We start from the raw sequence: 22,339 nt of genomic DNA on the forward strand, positions 1-22,339 counted from the left end.
TCCATTGCTAGCAATATAAAGATAGGCCAATGAGTTTAAATTTAAGACGTGATTTCGTGAGTAATGATAATAAATTATTACAGTACCTCTATTTATACAAATTGACACATTTTAAAGACATCAAATACAGCAATTAACTGATGCGTATGTTAACTTAATGTAAATTTCGTTGTGTAATAAGCATGACATGACCACTTAGTTAATATCGAGGAGCAACTGGATTATGATGAAGTGTGTACCATCATTTTTGTTAGTGTCACTGGCTATAGGGCTGACTGCCTGTAATCAAGCGTCAGAAAAAGACAGCAAAGTGAATATTAACAAGGATCCTTATCCTAGCACTTACCAAGCTTTAGCCGCGAAGCCCATCTTAATCAAGAATGCCACTATTTTAACCGGAACGGGTGAACAGTTAGATAATGCCGATATTTGGTTAGTTGACGGTAAAATTAAACAAATTGGCCAAAATATTGAAGTTTCCAATATTCAAATTATTGATGCTAAAGGTAAATGGATCACGCCGGGGATCATTGATGTGCATTCCCATTTGGGCGCTTATCCCAGCCCATCTGTTGAGTCACATCAAGATGGTAATGAGATGACCAATCCGAATACCTCACGGGTGTGGGTTGAACATAGTGTTTGGCCGCAAGACCCCGGTTTTGATACTGCTCGTGCTGGTGGTGTCACTAGCCTACAAATTTTACCCGGTTCAGCTAATTTATTTGGTGGCCGAGGCGTCACTTTAAAAAATGTACCATCAACTACGATGCAAGGGATGAAGTTTCCACAAGCGCCTTATGGGTTAAAAATGGCTTGTGGTGAGAATCCTAAAAATGTGTATGGTGGACAACATATTGCGCCATCTACTCGTATGGGCAATATGGCGGGTTATCGTGAAGCATGGGCCGAAGCCACAGAATATAAGCGCGAATGGGATAAATATGAGCGTGATTACGCAGCTGGATTAAATCCAACCCCACCACAACGAGATCTTACTCATGACACGCTACGCGGCGTGCTTGATGGTGAGATACTCATTCATAATCATTGTTATAAAGCTGAAGAGATGGCGATGATGATCGACTTATCAAAAGAGTTTGGTTATCACGCTGGTACTTTCCACCATGGGGTTGAAGCGTACAAAATTGCTGATTTATTAGCTGAAAATGGCAGTTGTGCTGCGCTATGGCCTGATTGGTGGGGCTTTAAAATGGAAGCTTATGACATGGTGCCTGAAAATGTGGCTATTGTTGATGCCGTTAAAAATAGCTGTGCCATCGTTCACTCTGACTCAGCCGACACCATTCAACGTTTAAATCAAGAAGCTGCCAAAGTGATGTATAGCGCCAACCAAAGTGGCTTTGATATTGATGAGGCACATGCGATTCGCTGGATCACCAGTAATGCGGCTAAATCATTAGGTATTGATGATGTGACTGGTGATTTGAGCGTTAATAAACAGGCTGATGTAGTGATGTGGAACATGAATCCTTTTAGTGTGTACGCGCAAGCCGAGCAAGTGTTTGTTGATGGTGCCAAGGTTTTTGATCGCCATGATGAGCAGTATCAAGCGGTGAGTGATTTTTTGTTAGGCCAACAGTAATAGGGGTTATCTGATGAAACTATTTTCAAAAACACTGTTGGCAATAGCACTGTGCTCGATGACCAACGCTTACGCACAAAGTATTGCGATTACCAATGCCACATTACATACGGCATCAGATGAAGGGGTATTAACTCAAGCCAGTTTAGTGATGGATGACGGTAAAATTATCGCCATTAATCCTGCCAAAATTGATGCTGACGTGGTGATTGATGCTAAAGGTGCAATCGTGACGCCGGGTTTGATTGGCTCTCTCAATCAATTAGGGTTAGTTGAGGTGGGGGCGGTAGCAAGTTCGCGCGATGGCCGTGATAAAGATGCTGATATCAGTTTTAATGGCGAGACAGCTTTTAATCCTAAATCTAGCGTAGTGGCATACAGTCGTAAGGGCGGTATTACCCGAGATGTGATTATGACCAGTGGTGGCTCGCTGTTTTTAGGGCAAGCATCATTGGTTGAGTTAACCGGTGAGTTCAACAGTGTTATTACACCAACCAGTGCAGTCGTGATGGAGTTTGGGGCTCAGAAAAAAGGGTCGCGCGCGCTTAAGTTACAACAGCTCGTCGATGAGTTGACTGAGCATCAACAGCAGTCTTCTGAAAAGCCGCCTAAAAAGAAACAAGCGCCATTATCAAATAAAGCTAAATTATTAAATCAGCTATTGGCTGGCACATTGCCACTGATTATTAAAACAGATCGCGCTCAAGATATATTGCATTTAATCAAATTAAAGCAGCAGTTTAATTTAGATATCAGTATTGCCGGAGGCGCCGAAGCATGGCGGGTTGCACCGCAATTAGCCGAGGCCGATATAGCGGTTATTTTAAGCCCATTGCAAAATCTACCGGGTAATTTTGATTCATTACATGCCAGCATGGAAAATGCGTCACGATTGGATAAAACAGGGGTACAAATTGCCTTTACCGTCGTCGGTGATGCGACTCATAATCTCTACCAATTACGCTTTGATGCGGGTAATGCGATTGCTAATGGTTTGAATCCGGCATCGGCGTTAAAAGCAGTGACTTACAATGTTGCTGACATCTTTAATATTGATGCAGGACAATTGGCTGTTGATAAAGCCGCTGATGTGGTGATTTGGAGTGGCGATCCGTTTGAGCTAAGCACGCATGTCGAGCGTATATTTATTGGTGGCAAAGAGTATTCGACGCAGTCGCGTCATGACAAATTACGTCAGCGCTACACCACAGATAGCCAGATGCCACGGGCTTATACTAAGTAAGCGAATGATATTGACAAGGCCTCGCAATGAGGCCTTGTAAATTTGATTAACGATAGCTGACAAACAGCTGATAACCGATAAACCCCAGCCAACTTATAACCAGTAATATCCAAGCTAATTTACTACTTGATTGAGGTATTTCAAATTCATCCTCATCGCTATCATCAGTCGCATTTGTTTTCTGCTTTAGTTGCTGCTTCTTAAATTTATCACGATCTCTTGCTTTGGCTTTTTGCAGCTTTTTATACTCACTAATGCCTTTTTCAATGCCTGCGGCAATCAGTTTAGTTTGTTCTTTAGTTTGTCCTGGTCGCTGCGTTGCTTTAGCCACTTTTAGCGCTTCTTCTTTGGTGGCGTCAGAGATAGATTTCTTCATGATTATTGATTATTGCTACTGAGATGATGGTAACTATACCGAATGCAATCTGATCCTGCACCTTTAACTCTTTTAGAGATTAATCTGGCTGATAGCTAATTTGAGGTATGTTAGAAAGTTGTTCCTTAACCCGCTACAAATCATGTGTTATATCTGCACATTATGGGTTGAATAGCGTAGACTAAAATTAAATTTAGAGTCTAATAATCAATAAGGAACGCTAGTGCCGCGTAATATAAATTACGAAACAGAACATACTAAAACCATGGCAAAACGTGCTATCTGGCCTTGGATTGGTTCCTTTTTAAAACCATATAAATGGCAAGTTATTGCCGCCATTATCTGTTTATTTGTTGGTTCATTAGCATGGTTGTCATTGGGGCAAGGCGTACGCCTTATGGTCGATGAGGGCTTTGTTAAAGATAATGGCAATAGGCTGAATGAGATCATTTTATTGGTGTTGTTGATCACTTTTATTAGTGGTGCAGCGGTATTTTGTCGCTTCTATTTAATGTCATGGTTAGGGGAGCGAGTCAGTGCCGATATTCGCCTCAAGGTCTATAACAATCTGCTGACACTATCTCCTACTTTTTATGCTAAAACGCGTACTGGTGAAGTGATCTCAAGATTTACGGCTGATACCACATTACTGCAAACCGTGGTGGGATCCAGTTTGTCGATGGCATTGCGTGCTAGCGTCACTGCGCTCGGAGGCTTAGTGATGATGTTGTTTAGTAGCGTTAAGCTCACTTTACTCGTGATGTTAGCAGTGCCTTTAGTATTGGGACCGGTCAGCTTCTTTGGTAAAAAAGTACGCAAATTAGCCCGTGCTAGCCAAGATAAAGTCGCTGACTTAGGGGCTTATGTCGATGAAAGCTTACATGAAATTCACACCGTACAATCATACACACATGAAACACTCGACAGTCAGCATTTTGGTGAGCGAGTTGAGTCTGTAATGGCGGCAGCCAGTGAGCGTATTCGTTATCGCTCGATTTTAATTTCATCGGTGATGTTTTTAAGTATCGGTGCGATTGTAGGGGTGACTTGGGTCGGCGCCCATAATGTGATGAATGGCAGTATGTCTGGCGGTGAACTATCTGCATTTATGTTTTATGCGGTAATGGTTGCAGGCTCTGTCGCCACCATTAGCGAAGTGATTGGTGATATTCAGCGCGCATCGGGCGCGACCGAAAGGCTAATTGAACTAGCAGAAGTTCGCAGTGAAATTGAAGTCCCTACTCAAGTCATGCAATTGGACACAACGGCAACGGGTGAACTGAGCCTTAATGGACTTCAATTTGCTTACCCCAGTGATGATATGCCATTGGTGCTTAAAGGTATTGATTTAACCGTGAGTGCGGGTGAACGCGTCGCGTTAGTCGGTGTAAGCGGTGCGGGTAAAAGTACTTTGTTTGAATTATTGCAGCGTTTTTATATTCCGACCGCAGGCAGTATTTGTATTGACGGTGTTGATTTGGACAAGCTGCATCCGCAGCAGATCAGACAACAGTTTGCATTGGTACCACAAGAGTCGGTCATCTTTGCAACCAGTGTTTTTGAAAATGTGCGCTATGGTCGCGTTGATGCCAGTTTAGACGAGGTGAAACAAGCTTGTATTGCGGCGCGTGCCGATGAGTTTATCAATGAGTTTGAACAGGGCTATGAGACTTATTTAGGTGAACGAGGTGTGCGGTTATCGGGCGGTCAAAAACAGCGAATTGCGATTGCCAGAGCCATTCTTGCCAATCGACCCATGTTACTATTAGATGAGGCCACCAGTGCATTAGATGCGGTGAGTGAACGTATGGTGAAATTGGCGTTAGATTCGTTAATGACCAACAAAACTACCTTGATTATTGCGCATAGGTTGGCCACGGTTATCAATGCCGATCGTATAGTGGTATTAGATAAAGGTCAGATAGCAGCTATTGGTACTCATCAAGAGTTGATGCAATCAAGCAAACTCTACCGTGAGTTTGCTGATTTACAGTTATTGACGGACTAGTCGCTTACCGGAGCGCTTAAAACAAAAATGACGCGATAATGCGTCATTTTTTGTGTCTACTATTTGATGATATTGAGTTTAGTAGGCAAATTTTGGCTTTTTGCAGTAGCGTTGCTCAAAACTAAATGGACTCATCTTGAGGGTGCGAACGGCATCCACCCAGCCCAATACGGTAGGCACTAAGGTCCAACTAAACAGCAGGTATAGACTACCTTTCATATACTGACCTAGGTAAAAACGATGGATACCTAAGCCGCCTAATAAGAAACTAAACCATACCGCAAGGCGCTGATTTTTGATACGTAAGTCAGGATCAATACCTGCTAATGCATCTAAACCTTGAGCAGCATGACATTGGGGGCAGGCCACTAGATTTAAGTCGATTTTTTGGCCGCATTGTGGGCAACTAATTTGTTTCATTGCAAACTCCAACTGTCATTTAGCTAATGACTAATTATGTGTACAAGTGTGCGCTGAAATAAAGGTGTCTAGATCACATTATTAAAATAAACATTAAAAAGCCAATATGGTCTAGCGTTATACATTTACTACAGTCGTTGATAATTTAGACTAAAACTCACCTGTTTTAGCTATATTTACGACATTAATCAATATGGATAGTTTCATCATTACTGAAATAAAAAGTACATGCATAACCTCGCTTATAGGTTACGCATGTACTTCTAGTGTTAGATATGGTTTTAGTTACTTCTTTTCAGAGTAAGGGTAAATATGACCCGGTATAAAGCGGTGATATAACACGGCGAGTGCCACAATACCTAGGGTACCAATTAGAATGGGGTGCAATAGGAAAGTCCAACTTGTATGGCCGCCAAGCATGATAAGTAATGGATTACCGCCTGCTGGTGGATGAGTAACATCAAACATCAACATAATAAATAAGCCAAGGCCGACAGCAAGCCCTAGAGTGAGCGGTGTAACCTCAATGTAGTTGATAAAAAATAATCCCACTGCAGCAGTAATTAAATGGCCAAAAATGACGTTCTTAGGCTGGGCTAATGGACTGCGATGCACACCAAAAATCAAAACCATAGTGGCGCCAAATGGTGCGATTAATACATAAGGAGTATCAATGCTGTTATCAATGGCTGCGAGTGTCCAAATACACAGTGTTGCACCAATGGCTGAGATGATGGCGGTGAGGAGTTTGTTTTCACGAATTAATGTGACGTAGTGTTCTTTCATACGAATAATGAGTGGTGAACTGATAGGCGTAAGTGTGGTTAGCGCAGATGAATAGATCAAGTTGTTGTATCGTAAAAATCTAATTTATTGATGCGTTTGCTTACTTTTGTGGCGATTATGGGTTAATTGGTGTGAGTATGTTGTTGCATTAAGGAGGTTGCGGCTTAGCTGCAACCTCGGTTTCAATTATCAGTTAAGCTTGGCGTAGCTCGCGACGTAAAATTTTACCCACAGTTGATTTAGGCAGTTGTTCAACAAACTTAATCACTTTAGGTACTTTATAAGCGGCTAATTGCTCACGACAATGTTGACGAATATCATCACTTAATTGCTGTTCATCAGTGATTTCTGTTTTACAAACAATAATGGCTTTAACGATTTCACCACTATGTTCATTAGCGCAAGCAACTACGGCAGACTCAAGGACCTGTGGATGCATGGCGAGAATATTTTCAACTTCATTAGGGTAAACGTTGAAGCCTGACACCAAAATCACATCTTTTTTACGATCTACAATGGTAATAAAACCATCATCACTGATGCTGGCAATATCACCCGTTTTGAAATAACCATCGGCCGTCATCGCGTCTTCAGTTTCCTGCGGGTTATTCCAATAGCCGAGCATCACTTGCGGGCCCTTGATGGCTAATTCTGCTTCGGTGCCAGTGATGGTTTGCCCTTGTTCATCGAGCAATTTTACTAGAGTATCGACTAAGGGTTTGCCAATCGTTCCTAAACGCTCATGCCCTGGTAAGTTAATACTGACTACTGGCGAAGTTTCAGATAAACCATAGCCTTCAGAAATGGTGCATCCAGTAGTAGTGAGCCATAAATCAGCGGCGGTTTGGGTTAAGGTTGTACCGCCTGAAATGGTTAACTTAAATTGGCTAAAATCCAATTGTTTAAATTGCGGATGATGGCATAGACCGATGAACAGCGTATTTAGGCCAATCATACCTGTAAATTTATGTGGACTGATGGCTTCAACAAATTGATTTAAATCTCTTGGGTTAGGGATCAAAATTGAGCAACAACCCATCTTGAAGTAAAGCAGTAAATTTACGGTAAAGGCGTAAATATGGTATACGGGCAATGGTGCAATGATGACCTCTTTACCAGTGTCTAAAGATTGGCTGAGGCGTGACTGGCATTGCAAGGTATTGGCAATGAGGTTTGTATGGGTCAGCATTGCTCCTTTAGCCAGCCCGGTTGTTCCTCCCGTATATTGTAATGCCGCTAATGCATTATCAGCTATGTTTGGGCGCTCGTATTGTGTTTGCGCACCTAAAGCTAATACGTCACAAAACTCAATATGCTGCAGTCCCGTTTGCGGGTGGATTTGACGTTCAATAAGGTCAAATACATGGGTTGAAATCACATACTCAATTTGGGTCTGCGGTACCACTTTAGCGATAACAGGTAATAGATCTGACAATACCACTAAGGCTTTTGCACCAGAGTCTTGATATTGATGCACTAACTCTCGTTCTGTGTAGAGCGGGTTGGTATTAACGAGTACCAGTCCAGCTCTTAATGCGCCATAAGCCGCTATCACATATTGGACTAGGTTAGGTAATTGAATGGCTATTCTATCGCCTACTTTCAGCTCTGTATGCTGTTGTAGATAGGCTGCAAAATATCGGCTTTGTTGCTCTATATCTGCAAAACTATAACGCTGATCTAAGCAGATATAAGCAGGGTTAGCGGCGAATTCTTGACAAGTCTGCTCGATAAGGCCGATTAAATCAGGATATTGTTCATTTTCAGTTAATGAAAAAGCATCAAATTGCATAAGTAGGGTCCAAGTAAATGGCAAACAGTCCAGTCTGAAGCCTAATGGGCTTTTGGCGATGGAGCAATCTTGCTGAGTTAAAAGTGTGCTTGGTAACGAATAATATTGGTCAGTTTACTTTAAGATACATGTAGTAAGTATGTGAATTCGGTAACTGTAAACAAGTATATTTTTATTGACACATAATAAAAATATATTTAATGGTAATCTATTGTTTTTCTGTGTTTTTTATTGTTATCAAAATATAAGAATGCGTAACCGTTTGAGTTATCGACATTATTTTTATAGCCATGGCTGTAAATTTGTTATAAAAATGTAGCACGCAATAATACTAATATATTAATTGCTAATGTAGGTTGTGGGGAGGATGAGCCGTATTGCCGCAATCAATTGCATTGTTAACAACAATTACAATTGAGAGTGATAACATGAAAACCAATAATAAATACTTACCTAAGTGGAGTACGTTGAGTGTTGCTGTCTCCATCGCGCTAGCGGGCAGCATGGCAACCCATGTATATGCTGCCGAAGGAGAAGAAGGTGTTCCGCAGGATCCCAAAGGTCCTAAAATGGTCATTGAAGAGGATGTGGAGCGTATTGCGGTTGTAGGATCAAGAGCCGCGCCGCGTTCAGTCGGTGAGTCACCCGTACCAATCGATATTGTTGATGGCGATGAGTTTACTCGTAGTGGTGTTAGCGACATGAGCGACTTACTCGGTAAAGTGGTGCCGTCATATAATGTTAATGTGCAACCTATCAGTGATGCCGCAACGTTAATTCGTCCAGCTAATATGCGTGGTTTAGCACCGGATCACACCTTGGTGTTAGTCAATGGTAAACGTCGTCATCGTGCATCGGTTATTTCATTCTTAGGTGCGGGTATCTCTGATGGCGCACAAGGCCCAGATATTTCGGTTATTCCATCTATTGCATTAAAACAGGTTGAAGTTTTACGTGATGGAGCTGCAGCGATTTATGGTTCAGATGCCATTGCTGGGGTAATTAACTTCGTGCTTAAAGATGCATCTGAGGGCGGTGAAGTTGAAGTTAAATACGGTCAATATTATGAGGGGGATGGGGAGTCGCCTCAAATTGCAGCAAACATTGGCTTACCTTTTACCGATGAAGGTTTTATTAACCTCAGCATGGAGTACCGTGAAGCTGACCCAACCAGTCGCAGTGTACAACGTGAAGATGCTGCAGGATTGATTGAAGCTGGCAATACTCATGTGGCTGATCCAGCGCAAATCTGGGGTAGCCCAGAAGTGAAAGAGGACGCGAAGTTATTTTTCAATGCAGGTATCGATTTAAGTGAAACTCAACATGCTTATATGTTTGGTAACTGGGCAAGACGTAATGTAGAAGGTGGTTTCTACTTCCGTAATCCCAATACCCGTGGTGGTGTGTTTAAAGGTAATGTGAGAAATGTTGGCGGCGTGAGTATGTATCGTCCCGGGGATGATGATGTTGCCGGACAAGAAGCATGGGATGCTGCACCCTCAACGATTCTAGTTGGTGCTTTAGAAGGTGGTAATCAACTGGATTGTCCTGTAGTTGAGATCATGGATAATGTGCCTAATCAAGCGGCATTAGATTCATTAGCCGCAGCCAATTGTTTTGCATTTAACTCTATGTTTCCTGGCGGTTTTACCCCACGTTTTGGCGGTATTGTTGAAGATACCTCATTAGCGGTTGGAGTACAGGGCACCTTTAGCAATGAAATTAATTATGACTTCAGTGGTTATTATGGTCGTAATGAATCCTCTTTTTATATTAAAAACACGGTTAACCCATCAATGGGCCCCAACACGCCAACTTCATTTAAACCGGGCAGTTATGTACAGCTTGAGCGTGGTTTAAGCGCTGATTTCAGTTATTACGAGTTTGATACTTGGTCATTAGCATCAGGGGTTGAATACCGCCGTGAAACCTTTGACATTATTAATGGTGACACAGGTTCATTTGAAATTGGTCCATTGGCGTCACAAGGGTTTGGTATTGGTTCAAATGGTTTCCCTGGCTTTAAGCCTGAAGATGCGGGTTCATTTAGTCGTACTAACTTTGCGATTTATTTTGATGCAGAAAAAGAGTTGGGAGATTCATTCTTAGTCACTGGTGCGGTGCGTTATGAATACTATGATGATTTTGGTGCAACCACGAATGGTAAGTTAGGCGCATTATGGAATGCGACCGATGAGCTTTCATTCCGTGCCGCTGCGAGTACGGGCTTTAGAGCGCCGACGGTTGGTCAAAATAACGTGCGTAACGTGACTACTGCATTTGGTCCTAACGGTCTGGAAGATCAGGCAACATTGCCGCCAACTAACCCTATAGCAATCCAAAAAGGCGCGACGCCGCTTGAGCCTGAAACATCGGTTAACTTCTCGATTGGTTCGGTTTTAACGCTTGATCAACTGTTTGTGACCGTGGATTACTTCCACATTAAATTGGAAGACCGTTTATCACAAACCTCAAATCTAGCATTAACCCAAGAAGATAAAGATCTATTGATTGCGCAAGGGGTACTAGATGCTTCAAGTTTTGCATCAATTAAATACTTCACTAATGACTTTGATACCACCACGCAAGGGGTCGATATTGTTGCTAACTATCTACCTGATTGGTTAGAGGACGGTGAGTTTGCGTTAGCCTACAACTGGACTGATACCACGGTTGATGATTACAACCCTGCCAATATTAGTCGTGCCAAAGTGATTGCACTTGAAGATTCACTGCCAGCGCATAAAGCGACCTTTACTTGGAACCAAGGTTACGGTAATAACTTCTATTCATTATTGCGCATCAATTATTATGGTGAGTATTTTGAAAATCATTTAGATGCTGAAGATGATTATGGTAATCCTGCTATGCCAATCTTAGAGGGGGCTTCAGTCACCGTTGATTTAGAGTTGAGCTATGATTTCTCTGAGCAATGGACTGTCAGTGTAGGCGCACAAAACTTGTTTGATCAATACCCTGATGATAATCCATATGAAAAAGTCGCAGGTGCTAAGTACCCTGTGAGTACACCATATGGCTTTAACGGCGGCTATTATTACGGTCGAGTGAACTACCGCTTCTAAATTGTGATAATACCAACTTGATTAAGAGGGTGATCATTCAGCGGGAGTTCAAGGTGCTGTAGACAAGGCGGACATTTGACTGGAATAGTTATTCTATTTTGAAAATGTTCAACGCAGAATACAGTACCTTGAAACCCGCACGAAGTGAGCTTTTCAGGCCTTTCCATTTCGATGTTGCATTGATTTGAAAGGGAATAGCCATTACGGCATCAATGCGCCTAGAACTGAAAAGGCTGACAAGCTCTGAATAGATTACATCTTTAATCAAATTGGTATTACAGATAAACTAGCCAAACCGCAGCATTACGCTGCGGTTTTTTATGGCTTTTTTAATACATTAAGCAATGTTTCTAATGTCAATTCTCTTGGCAGTTCAATACCTTGAGGATGCGTGGGGGTATAAAAACGGTTGTAGGGCAGCCCTAACGCTTGATTCGCGTTTAAATATTGAGTTGCTATTGGGTTGCTTTGGCTAAGATCGCCGCGCATTAAAATAATATTACTGTTTTCAAAAACCTTGATGGCTTCATTGCGGTGTAAAGCATTGGCTTTATTAGCGGCGCAAACATTACACCAATCGGCGGTGATATCGACAAATACCCGATATCCTTGAGCGAGATAATCTTCAATTTTACTGGGTGCGAGCGGTTGCCAGTTGAGTTTTTGGTAAGCCTGATAGTCTTCACCAAAATAGATAAATTTAACCATGGTGCTACTAATGGCGCCAAAACTCATAAAAATAATAATGACGCTGATTGGAATCGCTTTGCCTTGGCGACGTATTCCATATAGCCCAGCGGCAATAATAAAAAATAATAAGCTAATCAATATGGCAATGATCATTGTTGTTAGTATGTTAGCGTTAGATTGATATGGAGAATAACATAAATATGGAATTAACCAGTTGGTTTGCTCTGCTTGCCATTTGTTGTTTGGGCGCTATGTCACCCGGACCAAGTTTAGCCATGGTAGTAAGACATACCTTAGCGAGTGGGCGACTGCACGGTATTGTTTGTGCGTGGGCTCATGCGATGGGCATTGGTTTTTATGCGCTAGTGACGTTACTTGGCTTGGCGGCATTATTACAAAGTGCGCCAATGGTATTTAATGGTATTGCTGTTATTGGTGGACTCTATCTTATTTGGCTGGGGATTCAAGCGCTCAGAGCTACTGCAGGAGCTGATAAAAAATATCAAGCAGGGCAACAAACATCTTTATTAAAAGCGGCGGCTGATGGTTTAGCTATTTCGCTGTTTAATCCTAAAATTTTATTGTTTTTTATTGCGTTATTTAGTCAATTTGTACTGAGCGCACAATCGTTATTGGGTCAAGGTTTAGTGGTATTAACGCCGTTGGTGATTGATGGCTTGTGGTATACCGTTATTGCAACGCTATTGTCGCATCAAGCGGTCTTGCCTAAGATAAAACAGCATGCACAATTGATTGATAAGATTTCTGGGGTCGTGCTGCTATTTTTAGGGGCGAAAGTGATAGTGGGAATTGCTTTTTAATTTCTGTAAATTAATAAAAATGCTGCCAATGGCAGCATTTTTTAGTTGAGGAGCATTAACCTTTAAAAATCTCAACAACCTCTTCTTCTTCCACCGTTTGTGTTGGTGGATTTTTGATATGGTCGTCAATGTTGTCACTCAACATATCTTTATATTCAGCAACAAACCATTCTATTGCATTTTGCTTTTCGGTATTTAAATCCGCAGATTTAATCGCAGCTTCAAAAGCGTTAAAACGCGCAGCAGCGAAACGTAATGCAGTACCGACTTTACCCACATCTTGTTGATCTTGAACGAGTTGGTTAGCAAGGGCGATAAATTGATCTGCAAGTTGATAAATAGTGATCTCTTGCTGCTCAGTAGTGTTGTCTGACATAACTTAATACTCTTAACTTTAAAGGTGTAAACTCAAGTCAGTTTACTCCATATCAACCTTGTTAAACCACTTTTTCTTTATCAATCCTTGTTAATTGAACTAATGTTATAATCCAGTAATTGAGTGATTTAATGAATACAACCATGACTAGCATTTCGACTTGGCAACAGTTTTTACAGCATCAACAGCAACAAGCTTATTATCAACAGTTAACCGAATTTGTCGCAACAGAGCGAGCCTCTAAGGTTATTTATCCTGAGCCTCAAGACGTGTTTAGTGCGTTTGAATTAACGCCGCTTGATCAAGTTAAGGTGGTGATTTTAGGGCAAGATCCCTATCACGGTCCTAATCAAGCACATGGCTTAAGTTTTTCAGTCAAGCCGGGCATTAAAGTACCGCCGTCATTAGTAAATATGTATAAAGAATTGGAGCAAGATATTGCTGGCTTTGTTCGGCCTGAACATGGCTATTTATTGCCTTGGGCTAAGCAAGGAGTATTAATGCTTAATACCGTACTAACGGTTGAACAAGGTAAAGCGCATTCACATGCGAAATCGGGTTGGCAACAGTTTACTGATAATGTACTCGATTTACTCAATCAGCAGTCTCAGCCGATTATCTTTTTGTTGTGGGGCAGTCATGCCATTAAGAAAGGCAAGTTGATTACTGCACCTCAGCATCAGTTAGTGACGGGGCCACATCCATCACCATTATCTGCTTATCGTGGCTTTTTCGGTTGTAAGCATTTTTCTCAAGTGAATCAACTACTAACTGCACAAGGTTTGGCTCCTATTAACTGGCAAGTTTAATCGGATTTTTATTCATAACTAGCTTTGTTAATTATCAGATATTTCACACGAATTAGGGCTAAAGTTATAAAATATTAAGCTTTGCCCTATTTATATAGGTAACTATGTATTTACTGTGCTAAATCATGGTTAAAATGTCATTTTTATGACTACTAAATTGTAGATTGATGATATTTAATCCGTTGTTTTCAGCGGTAAACTAAGATTTGTGTTACAATCGTTACGTTTTCGATATCCAATTTAAAGCTTTGGAGGGGCGAGTGGACGTATCTAATATTAATCAATTCTTTCTTATTGGGGCGGTACTGACGGCATTAAGTGTTTTGCTAAGCCCCGTATCATCTCGTTTAGGTATCCCCATTTTATTAGTCTTTTTAGGTGTGGGTATTCTTGCAGGTGAAGATGGTATTGGTGGTATTATTTTCCATGACTACTCAATTGCTTACTTTGTGAGTAATTTAGCATTAGCTGTTATTTTACTCGATGGTGGTATGCGCACCTCTGTGGCCAGTTTTAGGGTGGCTTTATGGCCAGCGTTGTCGCTGGCAACTGTTGGCGTTGCCTTAACCACTTGTATTACCGGATTGTTAGCTGCTTGGTTATTTGATTTAAGTCTATTACAAGGCATTTTAGTGGGCGCGATTGTTGGCTCAACCGATGCCGCGGCGGTTTTTTCGCTGCTTAAAGGTCGCCGTCTAAATGAGCGTGTTGGCGCTTCATTAGAGATTGAGTCAGGCAGTAACGATCCCATGGCAGTATTTCTTACTGTCACCATCATTAGTATTCTCGCTCACCCCGATGCGGCAATTTCAGGTTGGCAATTAGCCTCAAACTTAGTGATCCAATTTGGTCTTGGCGGCGCGTTAGGATTAGGCGGTGGTTGGCTATTATGGAAAGTGATCAACCGTTTTCAGCTTGATGAAGGTTTATATGCCATTTTAGCGTTAAGCGGTGGCTTAATGATTTATGCACTGTCTAATATGTTAGGCGGCAGTGGTATCTTATCCATCTATTTGGTGGGCTTGTTGCTGGGTAATAAAGCCACTCGTGGTAAACACGCTATTTTAAATGTACTCGATGGTATGACGTGGTTAAGTCAAATCGGTATGTTCTTAGTGCTTGGTTTACTCTTAACGCCATCACAGTTAGGTGATATCTGGTTACCTGCATTGGTGTTAGCGTTTGGTATGATCTTATTTGCGCGGCCAATTGCAGTGTGGGTTAGTTTACTGCCTTTTTCTAGTTTCAGTAAGCGTGATCGCTGGTTCTTATCATGGGTTGGTTTACGCGGTGCAGTACCGATTATTCTAGCGGTATTCCCCATGATGGCAGGGCTTGAGCATGCGCAGCTTTATTTTAACTTAGCCTTCTTTGTGGTGATGGTGTCCTTGTTAGTGCAGGGCAGTTCATTAACCACGGCGGCCAAGTTAGCTAAGGTGGAGTTACCGCCAAAGCCAATGCCAATTTCACGGACGGGGTTAGAGATCTTCCCTAAAAGTGAATGGCAATTGTTTGTGTATTGCCTAAGTGAACATAAATGGTGTGTGGGTGAGCCGTTAAGCCGCTTAACTATGCCAGAAGGGACGCGCATTACCGCAGTATTTAGACAACAGCAGTTAGTCAATCCAAAAGGAACCACGGTACTAGAGTCCGGCGATTACCTATGTGTACTCGGACAAGAGCATAATCTTGATGATTTAAGTCAGCTCTTTAGCCAAGCGCCGCAAACAGAAGAAGAAGCCCGTTTCTTTGGTGACTTCTTTGTTGATGTCAGTGCCAAGCTTGCTGAATTGGCATTAATGTACGGCATTGAGTTAGACGCCGATGAGCAGCAACTGAATCTTGCACAGTTAGTACAACAACAATTAGGCGAAGCACAGTGTGTCGGCGACCAATTTTATTGGCACGGCTAGATTGGATTGTATGTGATATTGACGAGGGTAAAGCGGCTAAAGTGGGTATTCGCTTACCGCCAGAACCTGAGCCGGAAGCGACTTAGTGACAATCTTTGTGATCAACAGATAATAAAAAGGCGCTTAATTGCGCCTTTTTGCTGTTTTGATACTGATAAATTAATACAAAGATTCTGGTTTATCTTCAGGGCGCGTCTTAAAGCGGCGATGTAACCACATATATTGACTTGGGTTACGGTCAATTAATTGCTCGATTATTTGATTACCACGAATGGCATCATCCACTTCATTGTCGCCAGGGAAGTTGTCTAACGCTGGCATAATCTCAATGTTATAACCCGTATCATCACTATTACGTTCAACAAAGAAAGGCAGTACTTTTGCACGGCCAAGTTTAGCTAAGCTGGTGGCGCCAGTAATGGTTGCTGCATCTGGTACCGCATAAAACGGAATAAATACCGCGCTTGAGCGACCAAAATCTTGGTCAGCGGTATACCAAATCACATCGGGTGAGCGCAAACTGCGGATCATTTGGCGCACATCACGCTTAGGCACTAGCGCCTTATTTGAACGTAAGCGACCTTTCACCTGTAGATATTCCATGACCGTATTATTGTGTGGGCGATAAACGCCAACGCCGGGTTGGAATTGACCAAAAATACGCGCGCCCATCTCTAGTGGTAAGCAGTGAACGGCAAATAAAATCACACCTTGGCCGTTTTCTAGGGTTTGGCTGACGTGCTCTTGCCCTTTAATGTTCATATGGCGCTGAATTTTAGCGTCAGACCACCACCATGCATTGATGGTGTCAAAAATCGCTTTGCCAGTATTTTCAAAGTTAGCCGTCAGCAGTTTGGTTTGCTCTGCTTCACTCATGTCAGGAAAACATAAGGCGAGATTACGCCTTGCAGTATTAACTCGACTTTTAGCAAATCGCATCGCTAAACGACCAATTGCGGCGCCGATTTTCATTTGGCATGACATAGGTAACAACTGGGTAAGTCGCATAATTGCAACACCAAGCCACAGTAACCAGTATTTGGGATGACACAAATGTGCAGAAAATTGTGCTTGCTCGACCACGGTTAACTCATAAATAAGGAAAATTTAGCGTTATTCTAACGCAAAACTGCTAAAAAATTAGGTACAATCACAGTTTAATTTTGTAAAAGATATGAGCGCTATGAAGGTTACTCTACCAGCATTTGAAAAAGCCCGTGTGTTAGTCGTCGGTGATGTGATGTTAGATCGCTACTGGGTAGGGCCTACAGGCCGTATCTCACCAGAGGCTCCTGTGCCTGTGGTTAATATTGATCAAATTGAAGATCGTCCCGGCGGAGCAGCTAACGTGGCATTAAACATTGCCACTTTAGGCGGCCAAGTTAAATTGGCTGGACTTGTAGGTGAAGATGATAATGCCAATGCATTAACGCAAGGCATTGAAGCTTTAGGCGTGGTGCCACAATGGCAACGTGTGGCAGATAAGCCAACGATTACTAAGCTAAGAGTGCTTTCACGTCACCAACAGCTGATCCGTTTAGACTTTGAACAGCCATTTGCATTAAGCGATAGCCAAGCACTGTTAACTCAAAGTGAGCCATTACTGCAAGATTGTGATGTGGTCATTCTATCTGACTATGCCAAAGGTGCATTAGCACAGCCACAAGCTTTTATTGCAAAAGCCAATGCTAATGGCGTTAAAGTGCTGGTTGACCCTAAGGGCAGTGACTTTAGTCGTTATCATGGCGCTTATTTGATTACACCAAACATGAGTGAGTTTGAGGCGGTTGTCGGCAAAGTGACATCAGAAGCTGACCTTGTGGCCAAAGCTCGTCAATTGCTGGTTGAGCATCAATTACACGCCATGTTAGTCACTCGTTCAGAAAAAGGCATGACCTTAGTGGTACAAGACCAACCTGAACTGCATATCCCAACCGTAGCCCGTGAAGTTTATGATGTAACAGGTGCTGGTGATACTGTGATTTCTGCATTAGCGACAGCCATTGCCGCTGGCGCTGAATTGCCACAAGCTTGTGCGATTGCCAATACCGCTGCAGGTATCGTGGTTGGTAAGTTAGGCACATCAACCGTGAGCCGTGTTGAACTGATCAATAGCCTTGCGGTGACCGATGGTGAAACGGGTTTTGGCGTGATGAATGAAGATCAATTAGCTTATGCCTTAGAGCAAGCTAAATTACGCGGTGAACGTGTGGTGATGACCAATGGTTGTTTTGATATTTTACATGCAGGTCATGTGAGTTATTTAAAGCAAGCCCGTGAGCAAGGTGATCGCTTAATCGTGGCTGTAAATGATGATGCCTCTGTGCGCCGCCTAAAAGGTGATGGTCGCCCTGTTAACTCTGTTGATCGCCGTATGGCAGTATTAGCCGGTTTAGCATCGGTAGATTGGGTGGTGCCATTTGCTGAAGATACCCCACAACGTGTGATTGCCCGTTTATTGCCAGATATGTTGGTGAAAGGTGGCGATTATAAGGTTGAAGATATTGCTGGTGGCGCCGAAGTGATGGCTGCTGGTGGTCAAGTTAAAGTACTTGGCTTTGAAGATGGCATCTCAACCACTGCCATTATTCAAAATATTATGGCTAATCAGTAAATGCTAGCCGCAGCGCTATTACTCAGCCAATTAAGCTTGAGTCATGGCGTTGCTTGGGTCGCTTCGCACACTAAACCTGCGTTAGTGTGCGAGGTGAACTATCTCCAGCCCTGCCAACAATTAATCGATTCAGATTTACATTCACTACTAGGTTATCGTGCGGCGATGGCGATTCCGTTAACTCACCCGTCATATGCAGGTGTGGTACTGCTTAATAAAATAGCGATGCCGACAGAGCAATCCGCTTATTGGTATCTCAATTCGATTTCATTGACGTTAGATAAACAAAAACAGTTAAGCTTATGGCATGAGTTAGGCCATTTGCATCAGTCGCTAAGCAATACTGTGCTAACGGATTATCAACATGAAGTGTATGCCGATTTGTATATGATTTGGCGTATCGCATTATCACAACAAGATTTTAAATTAGCATGGCAACAATATCATCGACGTAATATCGCCATGTTGGATGACCCAGATAATATTAGTCATTGGACCGTGCCTGCAATCGCGTTAATGCTTGAGCATTATTCGCCAACTGCATTAGTGCAGATAACGGATTTTAATCAAATTTGGCAGCAGCTTTTACCGCAAATAGAAACGTTGGACATCGAGCGTTTAAGCAATTATCAACGTTTATTTAAACAGCAATATCATGCTTCACATAATCGTCAAGTACCTCGCTACCTACAACCTTTGCAGCAGTCATTAAGCCTGTATTTGCAACCGACGATGAACTTATACCAATTTGATTTATTTTAATTTTACTGACGATTCAAATCGATGAATAATTTATATACGTATATATCCCAAATAAATAAAGTGGATAGCAGAGATTCTGCGTTAGATAGCATTCATATTGTTAATAGTGTGCGTCAAGATAACTCATATCAAGAGCTGGAAGGCAAGATTGAAGCATACGAAATCCTGTACTCTTTCAATAACGGCGTCACCATTCAATGCTCTACAGAGGCGGAGCAATTTGAAGTTAACCCACAAGTCTGCCCTGAATGTTGGATCTCTTACCAAGTTATAACTGACTTAGCTGATAATCCTATTAAGCCACATCGCAAAAATTTTATTAATCATTGCCAACAGGCATTTTGGTTAAAAATGAATAGTGCGCAGTAACTAAAAAACTCATGATATTTTTGTGATCTAGTGTCCTGTTTTGATATGTCAGTTTATAAATTAGTCATTATTCATATAGCCAGATATGAAATTAAGGTTACAGCACCGTCAAATAGGGTAATAATGGCGCTCATCAGCAGTACAATTATTATATTTGGATAGTTACCTATGCGCGCTTTTGTATTAAGAGCCAGATCCGCCCCTACAGAAAGTCAGGCATTACTCGCAGGTGTTGGCCACGAATGCCACTCTGAGATTTTAGCTCACACCTTAATGAATTCTATTTTTGTGGCGCAGTCACACCGAGATGATGTGATTGTTTATTTAGTATTAGAAAGTACCAAAGACTTCTCTCGTACTATCTGTTTTGAGCCAACAAAAATCAGTGATTTTGGTGGTTTTCATGAACAGGCGTTATTAGCTAAAGTCGTTAAAGCCCTAGATGTATCGCAAGGTATGGCCAAAGAGCAAACGCGTATTGTTGAACCGGGTATTAGCGTACAAACATTGAGTTTTGAACGTTTAGTGCAGCAATTAGCTGAAGATTATCAAATTTACATGATGGATAAAAAAGGCACCTCTATCCGTGAGCAAGAGTTCTCAGGTAACAGCTGCTTTTTATTAACAGACCATATTCCGATGCCAAAGAAAAGTTATAACAGTTTGAAACGCTTAGGTGCACAAAAAATTAGCCTTGGCCCGAAAATGTTATTTGCATCGCAATGTGTGGTACTGATCCATAACGAACTTGATCATCAGTTATAATCAGTCATAAAAAAACGCCAGCAAGAGTCTATCTCGCTGGCGTAATTTTAGTTGTTAAAAACGATTACCTTGGTAATCACTGTAAGCTTGTAATAACTCCTGTTTAGTGTTCATGACAAATGGCCCAGCTCGGGCAACGCTTTCATTGAGTGGCTGTCCTGCAATCAATAAAAATCGGCAGTTATCTGTCTGACTTTGAATATTAATCTGTTCACCTAACGATAAAATGCCTAATTGGTTACGGCCAATTCGTTGCTGCTGTTCACCGACTATCGCTTCACCTTCAAGTATGTAGATAAAGGCATTATGTTCAGCATTGAGTCGATGACTAAAATGGTCGTCAGCATTCAAGCTCACATCAAAATAAGTCGGTGAGACAAAATGCTCTGTTACCGTGCCTTGAGTGCCATTATTGGTGCTTCCTGCAATGACTCGTACTTTGCTGCCATGAGTTAATGATTCCACAGCAATTTTATCTGCTGCAAATTCTTGATAACGCGGTGCTGTCATTTTATTAGCTTGAGGTAAGTTGACCCAAAGCTGAAAGCCACGCATTAAGCCCGCGGTTTGCTCTGGCATTTCAGAGTGAATAATACCTCGGCCAGCCGTCATCCATTGCACACCATTGGCTTCAATCACGCCTTCATTTCCTATGCTGTCTTTATGACGCATTTTACCGTCGATCATGTAGGTAACCGTTTCAAAACCACGGTGTGGATGGCTAGGGAAGCCACCAATATAATCTTGTGCTTGTTCAGTCTCAAAACAATCCAGTAATAGAAATGGATCAAGCATCTCTAATTGATGATGACCAATTAAACGGGTCATTTTAACGCCATCACCATCGGTTGCTCTTAAACCATTAGTGATATGGCTGAGTTCACGGATGCGCCGTTGTTGTACTGTATTTATAGTCATAATATGCCTCCGTTTGTTGTTGCTGATATGGTGACATATTGACCAATAATGGATAAACCTACAGAATAGAAATTGATTGTTGAATAAAGGAGAACAATCAATGGGCCAATTAGAAGATATGAAAGTGTTTATTCGGGTGGTTGATACCGGCAGTATTACCAAGGCATCCGAACAATTAGGCATTGCCAAATCAGCAGTAAGCAAGCGTTTGGCTGATTTAGAGCAGCGTCTAGCCGCCAAGCTTATCCATCGTACGACTCGTAAATCGAGTTTGACCGAATCGGGCAGTTTATATTACCAACAAGCTAAGCAAATATTGGCTGAAATTGATGATTTGCATCAGCAAATTGCGGTCACCAGTTTATGCTTACAGGGACGCTTAAAAATATCCTTGCCACTCTCTTTTGGTTTATGCCAATTAGCGCCTTTAATTGATGAGTTCTCGCAGCGGCATCCTGACTTATTATTGGATGTGGATTTTTCAGATCGCAAAGTTGATGTGGTTGAGGATGGGTTTGATTTAGCATTTAGAATCGATAATTTTGAAGATTCATCAATGCGAGCCCGTAAAATTTGCACAATTAAGCATGTGTTATGTGCAAGTCCCAAGTATCTTAAATTGCACGGAAAGCCACAAACACTCCCGCAGTTAAAACAGCATAAATTCCTAAAATACAGTAGCCAAACAGATAACTTAATTCGTCTAGCTGATGCCGATAAACAGCTGTATAACGTCAGTATTGAACCTGTGATTGTGGCAAATAATGGCGATTTTTTAAAGCGGTTGGCTTTGTCTGGTCATGGTGTCACCTTATTGCCTGAATTCATCATCAGTAGTGAACTTAAACAGCAACAATTGTTGCCTATTTTGACGGATTATCATGTGGCAGATATGTATGCTTATGCGCTGTATCCTGCCAGTAACTATTTACCGTTGAAGGTCAGGTACTTAATTGACTTCTTAGTGGAGCGATTAGACTATCATTAA

19 protein-coding genes and 1 pseudogene are annotated in these 22,339 nt (G+C 41.9%); 12 read left to right on the top strand and 8 right to left on the bottom strand.

Annotated features, from left to right (window positions below; all coding sequences use genetic code 11):
- Nucleotides 1-223: 223 nt before the first annotated feature.
- Both JCM15074_RS10010 and JCM15074_RS10015 read left to right on the top strand, forming a co-directional pair.
- On the top strand, nucleotides 224-1,606 hold the full coding sequence (locus tag JCM15074_RS10010) for an amidohydrolase (protein WP_025821076.1): 1,383 nt from the start codon (nucleotides 224-226) through the stop codon (nucleotides 1,604-1,606).
- Between the two features lie 13 nt (nucleotides 1,607-1,619).
- Nucleotides 1,620-2,849, top strand: coding sequence for an amidohydrolase family protein (locus JCM15074_RS10015; RefSeq protein ID WP_025821077.1), 1,230 nt, complete (start codon nucleotides 1,620-1,622; stop codon nucleotides 2,847-2,849).
- 46 nt (nucleotides 2,850-2,895) lie between these two features.
- On the opposite strand, the gene JCM15074_RS10020 is transcribed toward JCM15074_RS10015, so the two are convergent.
- Entirely contained in the window at nucleotides 2,896-3,225 is a 330-nt protein-coding gene (locus tag JCM15074_RS10020) for a DUF2956 domain-containing protein (protein ID WP_025821078.1), read from the bottom strand.
- A 265-nt stretch (nucleotides 3,226-3,490) separates the two neighbouring features.
- On the opposite strand from JCM15074_RS10020, the gene JCM15074_RS21745 reads away from it, so the two are divergent.
- Nucleotides 3,491-5,233 carry an ABC transporter transmembrane domain-containing protein gene (locus JCM15074_RS21745; RefSeq protein WP_084266989.1) on the top strand — a complete coding sequence of 581 codons (1,743 nt, stop codon included), beginning with the start codon at nucleotides 3,491-3,493 and terminating at the stop codon, nucleotides 5,231-5,233.
- Nucleotides 5,234-5,311: 78 nt separating this feature from the next.
- Here the strand turns inward: JCM15074_RS21745 and JCM15074_RS10030 are convergent, their stop codons facing one another.
- The 3 genes from JCM15074_RS10030 to JCM15074_RS10040 all read right to left on the bottom strand — a co-directional run bounded on the left by JCM15074_RS10030 (nucleotide 5,312) and on the right by JCM15074_RS10040 (nucleotide 8,231).
- Nucleotides 5,312-5,653, bottom strand: coding sequence for a TM2 domain-containing protein (locus JCM15074_RS10030; RefSeq protein WP_025821079.1), 342 nt, complete (start codon nucleotides 5,651-5,653; stop codon nucleotides 5,312-5,314).
- A gap of 285 nt (nucleotides 5,654-5,938) precedes the next feature.
- On the bottom strand, nucleotides 5,939-6,499 hold the full coding sequence (locus JCM15074_RS10035) for an HPP family protein (RefSeq protein ID WP_306302225.1): 561 nt from the start codon (nucleotides 6,497-6,499) through the stop codon (nucleotides 5,939-5,941).
- Between the two features lie 133 nt (nucleotides 6,500-6,632).
- Nucleotides 6,633-8,231 carry an AMP-binding protein gene (locus tag JCM15074_RS10040; protein ID WP_025821081.1) on the bottom strand — a complete coding sequence of 533 codons (1,599 nt, stop codon included), beginning with the start codon at nucleotides 8,229-8,231 and terminating at the stop codon, nucleotides 6,633-6,635.
- A gap of 428 nt (nucleotides 8,232-8,659) precedes the next feature.
- On the opposite strand from JCM15074_RS10040, the gene JCM15074_RS10045 reads away from it, so the two are divergent.
- On the top strand, nucleotides 8,660-11,314 hold the full coding sequence (locus JCM15074_RS10045) for a TonB-dependent receptor plug domain-containing protein (RefSeq protein ID WP_025821082.1): 2,655 nt from the start codon (nucleotides 8,660-8,662) through the stop codon (nucleotides 11,312-11,314).
- A gap of 318 nt (nucleotides 11,315-11,632) precedes the next feature.
- On the opposite strand, the gene JCM15074_RS10050 is transcribed toward JCM15074_RS10045, so the two are convergent.
- Nucleotides 11,633-12,142 carry a thioredoxin family protein gene (locus JCM15074_RS10050; protein ID WP_159105280.1) on the bottom strand — a complete coding sequence of 170 codons (510 nt, stop codon included), beginning with the start codon at nucleotides 12,140-12,142 and terminating at the stop codon, nucleotides 11,633-11,635.
- Between the two features lie 62 nt (nucleotides 12,143-12,204).
- Between JCM15074_RS10050 and JCM15074_RS10055 the strand changes: the two genes are divergently transcribed.
- Nucleotides 12,205-12,825 carry a LysE family translocator gene (locus JCM15074_RS10055; protein WP_025821084.1) on the top strand — a complete coding sequence of 207 codons (621 nt, stop codon included), beginning with the start codon at nucleotides 12,205-12,207 and terminating at the stop codon, nucleotides 12,823-12,825.
- Nucleotides 12,826-12,880: 55 nt separating this feature from the next.
- Here the strand turns inward: JCM15074_RS10055 and JCM15074_RS10060 are convergent, their stop codons facing one another.
- Nucleotides 12,881-13,201 carry a DUF3144 domain-containing protein gene (locus JCM15074_RS10060; protein ID WP_025821085.1) on the bottom strand — a complete coding sequence of 107 codons (321 nt, stop codon included), beginning with the start codon at nucleotides 13,199-13,201 and terminating at the stop codon, nucleotides 12,881-12,883.
- A 143-nt stretch (nucleotides 13,202-13,344) separates the two neighbouring features.
- On the opposite strand from JCM15074_RS10060, the gene ung reads away from it, so the two are divergent.
- Together ung and JCM15074_RS21750 are read left to right on the top strand one after the other, a co-directional pair.
- On the top strand, nucleotides 13,345-14,010 hold the full coding sequence (gene ung / locus JCM15074_RS10065) for a uracil-DNA glycosylase (protein WP_025821086.1): 666 nt from the start codon (nucleotides 13,345-13,347) through the stop codon (nucleotides 14,008-14,010).
- Between the two features lie 260 nt (nucleotides 14,011-14,270).
- Nucleotides 14,271-16,009 (top strand): annotated as a pseudogene (locus JCM15074_RS21750) (potassium/proton antiporter).
- Nucleotides 16,010-16,082: 73 nt separating this feature from the next.
- On the opposite strand, the gene JCM15074_RS10075 reads toward JCM15074_RS21750, so the two are convergent.
- Nucleotides 16,083-17,006: an LpxL/LpxP family Kdo(2)-lipid IV(A) lauroyl/palmitoleoyl acyltransferase gene (locus JCM15074_RS10075; RefSeq protein WP_025821087.1), complete on the bottom strand. Its 924-nt coding sequence runs from the start codon at nucleotides 17,004-17,006 to the stop codon at nucleotides 16,083-16,085.
- A gap of 100 nt (nucleotides 17,007-17,106) precedes the next feature.
- Between JCM15074_RS10075 and hldE the strand changes: the two genes are divergently transcribed.
- The 4 genes from hldE (at nucleotide 17,107) to trmY (ending at nucleotide 20,433) form a co-directional block, all read left to right on the top strand.
- Nucleotides 17,107-18,537 carry a bifunctional D-glycero-beta-D-manno-heptose-7-phosphate kinase/D-glycero-beta-D-manno-heptose 1-phosphate adenylyltransferase HldE gene (gene hldE / locus JCM15074_RS10080; protein WP_025821088.1) on the top strand — a complete coding sequence of 477 codons (1,431 nt, stop codon included), beginning with the start codon at nucleotides 17,107-17,109 and terminating at the stop codon, nucleotides 18,535-18,537.
- Nucleotides 18,538-19,299, top strand: coding sequence for a hypothetical protein (locus JCM15074_RS10085; RefSeq protein WP_025821089.1), 762 nt, complete (start codon nucleotides 18,538-18,540; stop codon nucleotides 19,297-19,299).
- 60 nt (nucleotides 19,300-19,359) lie between these two features.
- On the top strand, nucleotides 19,360-19,668 hold the full coding sequence (locus JCM15074_RS10090; protein WP_051536876.1) for a hypothetical protein: 309 nt from the start codon (nucleotides 19,360-19,362) through the stop codon (nucleotides 19,666-19,668).
- 168 nt (nucleotides 19,669-19,836) lie between these two features.
- Nucleotides 19,837-20,433, top strand: a complete 597-nt coding sequence (trmY, locus tag JCM15074_RS10095; RefSeq protein WP_025821091.1) for a tRNA (pseudouridine(54)-N(1))-methyltransferase TrmY — start codon at nucleotides 19,837-19,839, stop codon at nucleotides 20,431-20,433.
- Between the two features lie 54 nt (nucleotides 20,434-20,487).
- Here the strand turns inward: trmY and JCM15074_RS10100 are convergent, their stop codons facing one another.
- Nucleotides 20,488-21,351: a pirin family protein gene (locus JCM15074_RS10100; RefSeq protein WP_148300773.1), complete on the bottom strand. Its 864-nt coding sequence runs from the start codon at nucleotides 21,349-21,351 to the stop codon at nucleotides 20,488-20,490.
- Between the two features lie 100 nt (nucleotides 21,352-21,451).
- Between JCM15074_RS10100 and JCM15074_RS10105 the strand changes: the two genes are divergently transcribed.
- The gene (locus JCM15074_RS10105) at nucleotides 21,452-22,339 is read left to right on the top strand and encodes a LysR family transcriptional regulator (RefSeq protein ID WP_025821093.1); all 888 of its coding nucleotides are present in this window, start codon (nucleotides 21,452-21,454) and stop codon (nucleotides 22,337-22,339) included.

This window comes from Shewanella marina JCM 15074 (genome assembly GCF_000614975.1).
GTDB classification, from domain to species: domain Bacteria; phylum Pseudomonadota; class Gammaproteobacteria; order Enterobacterales; family Shewanellaceae; genus Shewanella; species Shewanella marina.

What these genes read in the sequence shown, in the direction of transcription:
- trmY (WP_025821091.1), top strand. Translation starts at nt 19,837, where the DNA reads ATGCGCGCTTTTGTATTAAGAGCCAGATCCGCCCCTACAGAAAGTCAG.
- JCM15074_RS10105 (WP_025821093.1), top strand. Translation starts at nt 21,452, where the DNA reads ATGGGCCAATTAGAAGATATGAAAGTGTTTATTCGGGTGGTTGATACC.
- JCM15074_RS10010 (WP_025821076.1), top strand. Translation starts at nt 224, where the DNA reads ATGATGAAGTGTGTACCATCATTTTTGTTAGTGTCACTGGCTATAGGG.
- JCM15074_RS10085 (WP_025821089.1), top strand. Translation starts at nt 18,538, where the DNA reads ATGCTAGCCGCAGCGCTATTACTCAGCCAATTAAGCTTGAGTCATGGC.
- JCM15074_RS21745 (WP_084266989.1), top strand. Translation starts at nt 3,491, where the DNA reads ATGGCAAAACGTGCTATCTGGCCTTGGATTGGTTCCTTTTTAAAACCA.
- JCM15074_RS10055 (WP_025821084.1), top strand. Translation starts at nt 12,205, where the DNA reads ATGGAATTAACCAGTTGGTTTGCTCTGCTTGCCATTTGTTGTTTGGGC.
- JCM15074_RS10015 (WP_025821077.1), top strand. Translation starts at nt 1,620, where the DNA reads ATGAAACTATTTTCAAAAACACTGTTGGCAATAGCACTGTGCTCGATG.
- JCM15074_RS10030 (WP_025821079.1), bottom strand. Translation starts at nt 5,653, where the DNA reads ATGAAACAAATTAGTTGCCCACAATGCGGCCAAAAAATCGACTTAAAT.
- hldE (WP_025821088.1), top strand. Translation starts at nt 17,107, where the DNA reads ATGAAGGTTACTCTACCAGCATTTGAAAAAGCCCGTGTGTTAGTCGTC.
- JCM15074_RS10045 (WP_025821082.1), top strand. Translation starts at nt 8,660, where the DNA reads ATGAAAACCAATAATAAATACTTACCTAAGTGGAGTACGTTGAGTGTT.
- JCM15074_RS10040 (WP_025821081.1), bottom strand. Translation starts at nt 8,231, where the DNA reads ATGCAATTTGATGCTTTTTCATTAACTGAAAATGAACAATATCCTGAT.
- JCM15074_RS10100 (WP_148300773.1), bottom strand. Translation starts at nt 21,351, where the DNA reads ATGACTATAAATACAGTACAACAACGGCGCATCCGTGAACTCAGCCAT.
- JCM15074_RS10020 (WP_025821078.1), bottom strand. Translation starts at nt 3,225, where the DNA reads ATGAAGAAATCTATCTCTGACGCCACCAAAGAAGAAGCGCTAAAAGTG.
- ung (WP_025821086.1), top strand. Translation starts at nt 13,345, where the DNA reads ATGACTAGCATTTCGACTTGGCAACAGTTTTTACAGCATCAACAGCAA.
- JCM15074_RS10060 (WP_025821085.1), bottom strand. Translation starts at nt 13,201, where the DNA reads ATGTCAGACAACACTACTGAGCAGCAAGAGATCACTATTTATCAACTT.